Annotated in this window: 12 protein-coding genes; 8 read left to right on the top strand and 4 right to left on the bottom strand. The window is 67.2% G+C overall.

The features are described 5' to 3' along the window. Positions 1 to 463 precede the first annotated feature (463 nt). Entirely contained in the window at positions 464 to 1,207 is a 744-nt protein-coding gene (locus tag AX730_RS17250) for a helix-turn-helix domain-containing protein (protein ID WP_062358431.1), read from the bottom strand. A gap of 109 nt (positions 1,208 to 1,316) precedes the next feature. Here AX730_RS17250 and AX730_RS18635 point away from each other — a divergent pair, with 109 nt between their 5' ends. The 4 genes from AX730_RS18635 to AX730_RS17230 are packed head-to-tail and all read left to right on the top strand — an operon-like array spanning position 1,317 to position 3,395. Continuing rightward, positions 1,317 to 1,763, top strand: coding sequence for a hypothetical protein (locus AX730_RS18635; protein ID WP_198147238.1), 447 nt, complete (start codon positions 1,317 to 1,319; stop codon positions 1,761 to 1,763). Between the two features lie 5 nt (positions 1,764 to 1,768). Continuing rightward, a complete protein-coding gene (locus AX730_RS17240) occupies positions 1,769 to 2,584 on the top strand; it encodes a DUF2145 domain-containing protein (protein ID WP_062358429.1) in 816 nt (271 codons plus the stop codon). A gap of 9 nt (positions 2,585 to 2,593) precedes the next feature. After that, positions 2,594 to 2,959, top strand: coding sequence for a hypothetical protein (locus tag AX730_RS17235; protein WP_062358428.1), 366 nt, complete (start codon positions 2,594 to 2,596; stop codon positions 2,957 to 2,959). A gap of 22 nt (positions 2,960 to 2,981) precedes the next feature. Next, entirely contained in the window at positions 2,982 to 3,395 is a 414-nt protein-coding gene (locus AX730_RS17230; RefSeq protein ID WP_062358427.1) for a hypothetical protein, read from the top strand. Between the two features lie 75 nt (positions 3,396 to 3,470). Here the strand turns inward: AX730_RS17230 and AX730_RS17225 are convergent, their stop codons facing one another. Together AX730_RS17225 and AX730_RS17220 are read right to left on the bottom strand one after the other, a co-directional pair. Further along, positions 3,471 to 3,872 (bottom strand): hypothetical protein, encoded by a 402-nt coding sequence (locus tag AX730_RS17225; protein ID WP_157074324.1) that lies wholly within the window; start codon positions 3,870 to 3,872, stop codon positions 3,471 to 3,473. Between the two features lie 39 nt (positions 3,873 to 3,911). Then, on the bottom strand, positions 3,912 to 4,511 hold the full coding sequence (locus AX730_RS17220) for a TetR/AcrR family transcriptional regulator (protein ID WP_232310291.1): 600 nt from the start codon (positions 4,509 to 4,511) through the stop codon (positions 3,912 to 3,914). A 145-nt stretch (positions 4,512 to 4,656) separates the two neighbouring features. On the opposite strand from AX730_RS17220, the gene AX730_RS17215 reads away from it, so the two are divergent. The 4 genes from AX730_RS17215 to AX730_RS17200 all read left to right on the top strand — a co-directional run bounded on the left by AX730_RS17215 (position 4,657) and on the right by AX730_RS17200 (position 9,007). Continuing rightward, a complete protein-coding gene (locus AX730_RS17215; RefSeq protein WP_083538045.1) occupies positions 4,657 to 5,619 on the top strand; it encodes an alpha/beta fold hydrolase in 963 nt (320 codons plus the stop codon). Continuing rightward, positions 5,616 to 8,093, top strand: coding sequence for an acyl-CoA dehydrogenase (locus AX730_RS17210; protein WP_062358424.1), 2,478 nt, complete (start codon positions 5,616 to 5,618; stop codon positions 8,091 to 8,093). Before AX730_RS17215 ends, AX730_RS17210 begins: the two co-directional genes overlap by 4 nt. Before the next feature lie 64 nt (positions 8,094 to 8,157). After that, positions 8,158 to 8,637 (top strand): hotdog fold domain-containing protein, encoded by a 480-nt coding sequence (locus AX730_RS17205; protein WP_062358423.1) that lies wholly within the window; start codon positions 8,158 to 8,160, stop codon positions 8,635 to 8,637. Position 8,638: 1 nt separating this feature from the next. After that, entirely contained in the window at positions 8,639 to 9,007 is a 369-nt protein-coding gene (locus AX730_RS17200) for a hypothetical protein (RefSeq protein WP_062358422.1), read from the top strand. 19 nt (positions 9,008 to 9,026) lie between these two features. Here AX730_RS17200 and AX730_RS17195 read toward each other — a convergent pair whose 3' ends face one another. Next, positions 9,027 to 9,401 (bottom strand): DUF1304 domain-containing protein, encoded by a 375-nt coding sequence (locus AX730_RS17195; RefSeq protein WP_062358421.1) that lies wholly within the window; start codon positions 9,399 to 9,401, stop codon positions 9,027 to 9,029. Between the last annotated feature and the right edge of the window lie 53 nt (positions 9,402 to 9,454).

Genomic DNA, 9,454 nt, shown 5'->3' with positions numbered 1-9,454 from the left:
CCCGCACGCGGGGGAGAAGAGGAAAGGCACATCGCCCCCTCTCCCCTGCCTGCGGGGGAGAGGGTTGGGGTGAGGGGGCAGGAAGCCATCAATGGCCTTCGGAGCCCCATACGCAGGGCGCGGAGGGCCATCGATGGAGCTCGGAAAGCCATCGATCGGGCTCGGAAAGCCATCGATCGGGCTCGGAAAACCATCGATGGAGCCCGGAGCGCCATGAATGGAGCTCTGGACACCGTCGATGGAGCAAAAAGGCCCATCGATGGGGCTCCGAAGGCCATGTCGATGGAGCTCAGAGGGCCATCGATGGGGCTTTTTTCTCGATCGATGGCCCGTGGAGCTCGATCGATGACGCGTTTTGCTCCATCGATGGCCCTCGGTTGCTCGACCGATGGGATTCCGAGCTCCATCGATGGGGCTCCGAGCTCGATCATCGGGATTCCGAGCTCGATCTCCCCCGGATCGGTCACGCCTCGCGCGAGCGCCGGTACGGATTGAACAGCTGCAACAGCCACGGCTTCTGCGCCAGCACCAGACTGACGCCCACGCGATCCTCGGCCGGCAGGGTGGCATCGCGGGCCAGCAGGGCGTCGAACTCGCGCGCCACCTCCTCCAGCCGCTGGCGCAGCTGCTTGATGCCGTCGACGCTGAGGCTGCCGCTGAGCAGCAGCAGTGCGTCCTGTTCGCCATCGAAGGGATCGGCGAAGTAATCGGTCAGCAGCGTGTGGCGGAAGTAGCGCTCCATCGGCCCGTCGGCGCGCCAGCGGAAGTTGCGCGCCGTCAGCGCGCGGCCGCGGTTGCCCGGCATCAGTTCGATGATCTCCAGCCGATCCAGCTTCACCAGCAGCCCGGTCCACTGCGCCGGGGTGAAGCCGAAGTGCCCCATCACGTCGTCCTGCCGCCAGCGGTTGAGGGTGAGGAACAGCGCGAGCAGCAGCGTCGGTTCGTCGACCAGCGCCTGTTCCTGCGCTTCGCTCAGCAGCGCCATCGCCTTGCGCCCACGCGAGGCCTCGGCGCTCAGTTCGGCCAAGCCAACGTCGAGCACCTCGCAGATCTGTTCCAGCCGCTGCAGGCTCATCGCGCGGCGCGAGAACATGCGCTTGACCGCCGCTTCGCTCATGCGGATGCGTGTGGCGAGTTCCCGATAGGTCAGGTTCTGCGCGCGCAGGCAGCGCTTCAGGGCATCGATCAGGTCGACGGAGACGGCCATCGGTAGCGGATTCCTATACCCGTTGTTGCGCCGGAGCTTACCTCGTCGATGCCGGTTGAACACCGCCGCCGGCCGCGCCCATGGTGCGGCCGACCCCGGAGACCGTGCCATGACCCACCTGCTCGCCCGCTCGCTGACCCTTGCCCTGGCCACCGCGCTGTCCGGCGGCCTCACCCTCCCGGCGCAGGCCGCGCCGCAGTCCGATGGCGCCAGCCGGCTGTCGCAGGCCAGCCTGGAGGCCTCCATCGAAGTCCCGGTCGCGGTGATCCACGCACTCGGCCACGGCGCCTCGGCCGTGGTCACCGGCGTGGCGGTCGTCGCCGGCAGCGTGGCGGTGACCGTGTCCGTCGCGGCGGCGGGCGTGGTGGCCGGCGCTTCGTTCGTGGTCTACCTGAGTGCGGAAGCGATCAAGCGGCTGGGCATCGCGATAGGCACGGCGATCAGCGTCGCGGCGGTGTCGACCGGCTGGATCCTCAGTGCGGCCGGCGAGGCGTTGTGCTTCATCGCCAACGACGCCGCACGTCCGCATATCCACAGCCATCGCTACGGCGGTTGAGCGCGATGCGCGCGCTCGCGGTGCTGTGTCTCGTCATCGCCCTCGTGTTGCCAGGGACGGCACGCGGGGGCGATGCCTGCAAGCAGATGGAGATGCCGCCGTACAAGGTGGCCGAGGCCGCGCGCACGGCGTTGCTGGCAGCGCAGCAACTGGATGAGGTGGACGCGCCGGTCGCGCTGATCGCACGCGTCGGCACCGACCTGTCCAAGCAGGGCCTGGTCTACAGCCATGCCGGCTTCGCGGTGCGCGACCACGCGCACGGGCGCTGGACCGTGGTGCACCTGCTCAACGAATGCGGCAGCGATCGCTCGGGCCTGTATGCACAGGGGCTGGTGAACTTCTTCTCCGACGATCTGGTGAACCAGGACCTGCGCATCGTGTGGTTTCCGCCGGACGCCGCCGATCGGCTGGCCGCGCGCTTGCAGCAGATGCCGCGCCACAGCCTGCACCACCCGCGCTACAACCTGATCGCGCGTCCGGGCAGCGAGGACTACCAGAACTCCACCGCGTGGATCGTGGAAGTGATGGCCGCCGCCCTCGCCGACCGCGGCATCTACGACCGTCGCAGCGCGTACGCATTCGCGCGCGGCGACGGCTTCGTGCCCGACACCGTGCACATCGCCTATTCCAAGCGCGTGCTCGGCGGCCTGTTCTCCGCCAACACCGACTTCACCGATCACTCTGTCGCCACACGACTTGGCGGCGACTATCCCGTCGTCACTGTCCGCGCGATCTTCCGGTGGCTGGAACGCGGCGGGTATGTGCGCGAGCAGCGGGAGTGGCGGAGTGGTGTGCGGCAGCGGGTTATGGGGCCGGCATGAGGCGGCGACATGCTTGAGCTCGCAGAGTTTTTGCAGTTGCACGCGATGTTCGCCATCCCCGTGGTGACGATTGGCGTGCCGTCCTACCTGCTCCTCGGGCGAGGTGTACGCGGACATGCCTGGGATGGCTTGCAGCTTGTGATGCCTGGTGGCCTCTGGCTGCTGCTGGTGGTGCTCGCGGACGGCGACAAATCGCTGTCGAATCTGTTGGAGCTGCCCCTGCTGGGGGTGGTCACCGGCATGCTCTTCTCACTGCGGGTCGCCCTGTCGCGCCGGCTGCCCTCACGCAGCAATACGTGGTCCTTCATCGCGCTGTTGGGGAGCAGCGCTATGGCCATCGTCCTTTGGGCGTGCATACCGCGGCTTCCCATGTGAACCCTTCCTTCCGGAGCGTCCCATGTTCCTGACCCTGCTCGCCGTCACCCTGCTGCTGTCCGCCGCCGTGGCCTGGGGCGTCACGTGGATGTTCTCGAAACCGATTGAGCGCATCCTCACCCGCATCATCGCCGACGACATCAGCAAGGCGTGGCTGCGCTACATGCAGTTCGCCACGCTCGTGGTCGGCGTGTCGTCCGGCGTGCGCATCCACGAGCTGGAGCGGTACATCACCGCGCCGCAGTGGATGGAGAAGGACAAGGCGGAGATCATCGCGCTGACCACCGAGCGCTGGGTGCTGGAGGTCTACCGCACCGTCATCGAGACGCTGCAGGGCATCGCCTGGATGCTGCTGGCGTTCTTCGCGGTGGCACTGCTGGCGTACGTGATCGTGCGATTGTCGGAGTTGAAGCGGGAGGTGTCTGCTGCGTCTTAGGGTGAGCCTTGGTCCGCCAGCCTGGGAGTTCCCTAACCGCATGCGGTGGGCCAAGGCCCACCCTACTAGCGTGTTTCACGCCTTCCAGCGGCGCCACAGATCCGCGCCCGCCGACACCACCAGCATCAAAGCCAGCACCATCACCAAGAGCCAGCACCACAGGATGTGCAGCATCACGTAGCCGGGCGCGTGGACGACGTACATGCTCGACACGAATGCCCACGGGAGCATCGGCAACAGGGCGAGCAGTGCGCGTAGCCACAGCGCGCCGGGACGCTTGAGTGCGATGACGGCCGCCATGACGGCGGCTTCCAGCAGGATGATGGCGAGCATGGTCAGCGGGCCTGCCGGCGCCCATTCCCAGACCGCGCGCTGCGCGCCGTCGTGGAAGAAGTAGTAACGGGCATCCAGGCTGACGTACATCGTTGCCGCGACCATCAACGCCGTCGCCACCCAAAGGCCGCAGAGCGACAGCATGCGCGGATTGTGAACCATGCGGGACGCCCGCGCGATCCGTCAGGTCGGGATCAATGTCGAGATAACGTGTTCGAGGTAGGTCTCGAATTCTTCCGAAGTCATGCGCGGCTGCTGCAGCTGCAGCGACAGCTGCAGGAAGCCCACGTAGGCCGCATAGGCCAGGCGCGCACGGTGCGTGGCGTCGGTGCGTTGCAGGCCCGCCTGGCGGAACATCGCCACCAGATAGTCGAGCCGGCGCTGGGAGATGCGGTCGATCACCGGCTGCACGGCGGGATGATCCAGCGCCTTCAGCAGCTCGCTATAGATGATGTGCGGTTTGACCTCGTGCCCGACCAGCTGGAACAGCGCGCGCAGGCGCTCACGCGGATCGGCGACCTTTTCCAGGCTGCCGAAGATGTTCTCCTGCTCACCGGCTTCCCAACGCTCCAGCGCGGCCTGCAGCAACGCGTCGCGCGATGGGAAATGCCAGTAGAAGCTGCCCTTGGTGACCCCCAGCCGCCGCGCCAGCGGTTCCACCGCCACCGCTGACACCCCCTGCTCCGCGATCAGGTCGAGCGCGGCCTGCGCCCAGTCATCGGCGCTCAGGCGCGCGTTGCGGGCGGGGGCAGTGGCGGGCGTTTCAGGGCTGGGTGTGCTCATGGTCCGCATTTAACCATACGCCGCGGTGTGTAGCGGTATGTATGTTGCGGCGCACAACAAATAAAGACAAATCAATCGGTTGCATGTGAAACCCGAATACCAAACCGATTGACTGCTCTAAATGCGACAGCCCATACTAGCCCGTATGGTGACACCCGCCTCTCCCGTCCTTACGCCCTCCTCCTGCATCAATGACGCAGGAGCGAATCGCGTGATTCGCGGCCAGGGGAATTCGTCGCTCTCGATCCGCCATTACGCCTCGCCCGGTGCGCTGCAGGCACACCCTGCGTTGATCTATGCGCATGGCTTCGGCCAGACCGCCGGCGCCTGGAACCGCACCGGCGAATGGATGGCGGCGCAGGGTTATGGCGGCCTGGCCTACGACGCCCGCGGCCATGGCGGCTCCGACCGCAACGCCGCCGCTCTGCCCTATACCGGCGACCAGTTCGCCGACGATCTGATCGTGGTGGCCGGCGAACAGCCCGAGCCGCCCGTGCTGGTGGGCGCCTCGATGGGCGGGCTGTTCGGGCTGATCGCGGAAGCGCGCTGGCCGGGCCTGTTCCGCGCGATGGTGCTGGTCGACATCACCCCGCGCTGGGAGCCTGCCGGCCTGCAGCGCATCCTCGCCTTCATGACCGCGTTTCCGGACGGTTTCGACTCGCTGGAGCATGCCGCCGACAGCATCGCCGCCTACCAGCCGCAGCGCCGCACGCGCAAATCGGCCGACGACCTGCGCGAGCTGCTGCGCGAAGGCAGCGACGGGCGCTGGCGCTGGCACTGGGATCCACGCCTGGTGGACGAACTGGCGCGCGACAGTGCGCAGCACCAGGACGCGATCGCCGACGCCGCGCGCCAGGTGCAGTGCCCGGTGCTGCTGATCAGCGGCGGCCGCAGCGACCTGGTCTCCGAGAAGACCGTCGACGAGTTCAAACTGCTGGTGCCGCACGCGCGCCACGTGCACCTGCCGCAGGCCACGCACATGGTGGCCGGCGACGACAACGACGCCTTTACCGCCACCGTGCTGGAATACCTGGCAGGCCTGTCGGCCGCGCCCGGTAATGCCGAATCCGATGTAACCGAATCCGTGTCCGGAGCAACAACGCCATGAGCATCGTCATCCCCTTCCTCGCCTTCCTGCTGGCGGGCGCATTCGCCGCCTACCACCGGATCCGGCTCGCCTACTGGGCGGCGATCACCGCCAGCCTGCTGGTCGCGTGCTGGCTGCTGGGCGCCAACCCCACCGCCACCATCGTCGCGGCGCTGGTCGTGGTGGCGATCGCGCTGCCGCTGCTGATCCCGGCGATCCGCAAGCCGCTGATCACCGCGCCGGCGCTGGGCTTCCTGCGCCGCGCGCTGCCGCCGCTGTCGCAGACCGAGCGCATCGCGCTGGAAACGGGCTCGGTCGGTTTCGAAGGCGACCTGTTCACCGGCGACCCGGACTGGAACAAGCTGCTGGCCTATCCCAAGCCGCAGCTTTCCGCCGAAGAGCAGGCCTTCCTCGACGGCCCGGTGGAAGATCTCTGCAGGATGATCAACGACTGGGAAATCACCCACGTCCACGCCGACCTGCCGCCGGAGCTGTGGGACTACATCAAGAAGAACAGGTTTTTCGGCATGATCATCCCGAAGCAGTACGGCGGCCTGGGCTTCTCCGCGCTGGCGCACCACAAGGTGATCCAGAAGATCGCTTCGGTCAGCAGTGTGGTCAGCTCCACCGTCGGCGTACCGAACTCGCTCGGCCCGGGTGAGCTGCTCAACCTTTACGGCACGCAGGAACAGAAGGATCACTACCTGCCGCGCCTGGCGATCGGCCAGGAAGTGCCCTGCTTCGGCCTGACCGGTCCGTTCGCCGGCTCGGATGCGACCTCGATCCCCGACTACGGCATCGTCTGCAAGGGCGAGTGGAACGGCGCCAACGTGCTAGGCATCCGCCTGACCTTCGACAAGCGCTACATCACGCTGGCACCGGTCGCCACGATCATCGGCCTGGCATTCCGCATGTACGACCCGGACGGGCTGATCGGCGACACGCGCGACATCGGCATCACGCTGGCGCTGCTGCCGCGCGATACCGACGGCGTCGAAGTCGGTCGCCGCCACTTCCCGCTCAACTCGCCGTTCCAGAACGGCCCGGTGCGCGGCAAGGACGTGTTCATCCCGCTCAGCCAGCTGATCGGCGGCGTGGAGATGGCCGGCAAGGGCTGGAACATGCTCAACGAGTGCCTCGCCGTGGGCCGCTCGATCACCCTGCCCTCCACCGCCAGCGGCGGTGCCAAGGCCGGCGCGCGCGTCACCGGCGCGTATGCGCGCATCCGCAAGCAGTTCGGTCTGTCGGTCGGCCGCTTCGAAGGTGTGGAAGAGGCCCTGGCCCGCATCGGCGGCAAGGCCTACGCGATCAGTGCGCTGTCGCAGGCCACCGCAGCGGCCGTGGACCGTGGCGACGTGCCGTCGGTACCGTCGGCCATCGCCAAGTACCACTGCACGAACATGGGCCGCGACGTCGCCAAGGACGTCATGGATATCGTCGGCGGCAAGGGCATCATCCTGGGCCCGCGCAACTTCGCCGGCCGCGCATGGCAGGCCTCGCCGATCGCCATCACGGTGGAAGGCGCGAACATCATGACGCGCAGCCTGCTGATCTTCGGCCAGGGTTCGATCCTGTGCCATCCGTACATCATCAAGGAAATGCGCGCGGCGCAGGACCCGGACACCAAGGCCGGCATCGCCATGCTGGACGCGGTGCTGTACCCGCACATCGGCAATGCGATCTCCAATGCCGTGCGTTCGTTCTGGTTCGGCATCACCGGTTCGAAGATCGGCGCGGCACCGGGCGATGCGTACACCAAGAAGTTCTTCCGCAAGCTCGACCGCTACGCCGCCAACCTGGCGCTGCTGACCGACGTCTCGCTGGGCGCGCTGGGCGGCAAGCTGAAGTTCAAGGAATCGCTGTCGGGTCGCCTCGGCGACGTGCTGAGCCATCTGTACATGATGAGCGCGGTGCTGAAGCGCCATCACGACGAGGGCACGCCGGAAGCCGACAAGCCGCTGCTGGCCTGGGCCTTCCACAACAGTGCGTACGAGATCGAACTGGCGCTGTCGCAGGCGCTGCGCAACTTCCCGATCAAGCCGCTGGGCTGGCTGCTGTGGCCGGTGGTGTTCCCGTTCGGCCGTCGTGCCGTGGCCCCGGGCGACCGCCTGAGCCATCGCGTCGCCATGCTGTTGATGGCACCGAACGAAGCGCGCGACCGCCTGGGTCACGGCGTGTTCCTGACCCCGTGCGAGAACAACCCCGGCGGCCGCATCGACAGCTATCTGGCTACCGCCGTCGCGGCCGAGCCGGTCGAACGCAAGTTCCTGAAGGCGCTGAAGACCAAGGACATCGAGGCGCTGGATTACAGCGCGCAGCTGGACGAAGGCGTGCGCGAGGGCTGGATCACCGCCGACGAGCGCAAGCTGCTGGAAGAACTGCGTGCGATCACGCTGGATACGATCACGGTGGACGACTTCGAGACCCACGAACTGCGCGCGGCCAGCTTCTACGACCTGCCGCAGCACAAGCGCCAGCCGCGCGAAGCGGCCTGACGCACCACCACGGCAACGATCACGACGGCGGGCATGTCCCGCCGTCGTCGCGACAGGAGTTCCGATGAGCGCCGACGTCCTGACGATCTACCGAAGCCTGAGCCGCAAGCCGTTCGGCCACTGGCTGTTCTCGCGCCTGATCTGCTTCAAGGCGCCGTACTTCGGCAGCATCGGCCCACGCATGCTGCGGTTGGAGCCCGGCCGCGGCGAAGCGACCATCCGGCATCGCCGGTCAGTCACCAACCACCTGGGCACCGTGCACGCGATCGCCCTGTGCAACCTGGCCGAGTTCGTCGGAGGCCTGACCACCGACGTCAGCATCCCGCGCTCGATGCGCTGGATTCCCAAGGGCATGACGGTGGAATACCTGAAGAAGGCCGTGGGCACGATGCACGCGGTCGCCACGCCGGCCTTCGAGCCACGCGAATCAGCGGAAGGCTACGACCTGCCGATGGACGTGGTGGTCAGCAACGCACAGAGCGAGCCGGTGTTCCGCGCCCGCATCGGCATGTGGGTGTCGCCGCGTCCGCGGAAGGACGGCTGACATGCTGGCCGCCGCGGCCACGCTGATGATCCTGCTTGGCCTGGCGCACTCGGTCCTCGGCGAGCGCTACCTGCTCATCCGCCTGTTCCGCCGGCCCGATCTGCCGAAGCTGTTCGGAGGCACCGCGTTCACCACGCGGACGCTGCGCTTCGCCTGGCACCTGACCACGGTGATCGCATGGGGACTGGCGGCGGTCGTCCTGCAGTTGGAAGGCTTGCCGGATGCCGGTGGACGCCGCATCGCGCTCATCCTTGCCATCACCCTCGGCGTCTCCGGCCTGCTGCCGCTGGTCATCACGCGTGGGCGTCACTTGTCGTGGCTGGTGTTGTTCGCCTCGGGCGGACTACTGCTGGCGTGGGCGATGCGCTGAGCATCGCCCGCCTACGCGCTCAGCGCGCGACGGCACCCATCATCGATACGAACAGCACCGCCGCCAGCGCGGCGATCGCCGGCACGCCCTGCACGAAGAAGATGCGCTTGTTGACGCTCCACGCGCCGTACAGCGCCGCCACGATCACGCACAGCAGGAAGAAGACGACGACGTTCCACTGCGCGGTGAGCAGGCCCCAGATCAGACCGGCGGCGAGGAAGCCGTTGTAGAGGCCCTGGTTGGCCGCGAGTACACGGGTGGTCTCGGCCTTCTCCGGCGTATTGCGGAACGTCTTGAGGCCCAGTGGCCTGGTCCACAGGAACATCTCCAGGACCAGGAAGTAGGCGTGCAGCAGCGCCACCAGCACCACCAGTCCCGTCGCGATCAGATCCATCCACTTCCTCCCGTCATGTGGCGGGCAGCATAGCCGCTGTACCTGTCGGCGTC

Origin of the sequence: Pseudoxanthomonas mexicana (assembly GCF_001556105.1) — a bacterium.
GTDB lineage: Bacteria > Pseudomonadota > Gammaproteobacteria > Xanthomonadales > Xanthomonadaceae > Pseudoxanthomonas_A > Pseudoxanthomonas_A mexicana_A.
The sequence above is the reverse complement of the archived record's forward strand: the minus strand, read 5'-3'. Positions and strand labels throughout refer to the sequence as shown.

Bases quoted from the DNA above. Each gene is read 5' to 3' on its own strand.
- AX730_RS17205 (WP_062358423.1), top strand. From the start codon at position 8,158: ATGAGCGCCGACGTCCTGACGATCTACCGAAGCCTGAGCCGCAAGCCG.
- AX730_RS17220 (WP_232310291.1), bottom strand. From the start codon at position 4,511: ATGAGCACACCCAGCCCTGAAACGCCCGCCACTGCCCCCGCCCGCAAC.
- AX730_RS17235 (WP_062358428.1), top strand. From the start codon at position 2,594: ATGCTTGAGCTCGCAGAGTTTTTGCAGTTGCACGCGATGTTCGCCATC.
- AX730_RS17240 (WP_062358429.1), top strand. From the start codon at position 1,769: ATGCGCGCGCTCGCGGTGCTGTGTCTCGTCATCGCCCTCGTGTTGCCA.
- AX730_RS17230 (WP_062358427.1), top strand. From the start codon at position 2,982: ATGTTCCTGACCCTGCTCGCCGTCACCCTGCTGCTGTCCGCCGCCGTG.
- AX730_RS18635 (WP_198147238.1), top strand. From the start codon at position 1,317: ATGACCCACCTGCTCGCCCGCTCGCTGACCCTTGCCCTGGCCACCGCG.
- AX730_RS17210 (WP_062358424.1), top strand. From the start codon at position 5,616: ATGAGCATCGTCATCCCCTTCCTCGCCTTCCTGCTGGCGGGCGCATTC.
- AX730_RS17215 (WP_083538045.1), top strand. From the start codon at position 4,657: ATGGTGACACCCGCCTCTCCCGTCCTTACGCCCTCCTCCTGCATCAAT.
- AX730_RS17195 (WP_062358421.1), bottom strand. From the start codon at position 9,401: ATGGATCTGATCGCGACGGGACTGGTGGTGCTGGTGGCGCTGCTGCAC.
- AX730_RS17225 (WP_157074324.1), bottom strand. From the start codon at position 3,872: ATGCTGTCGCTCTGCGGCCTTTGGGTGGCGACGGCGTTGATGGTCGCG.
- AX730_RS17200 (WP_062358422.1), top strand. From the start codon at position 8,639: ATGCTGGCCGCCGCGGCCACGCTGATGATCCTGCTTGGCCTGGCGCAC.
- AX730_RS17250 (WP_062358431.1), bottom strand. From the start codon at position 1,207: ATGGCCGTCTCCGTCGACCTGATCGATGCCCTGAAGCGCTGCCTGCGC.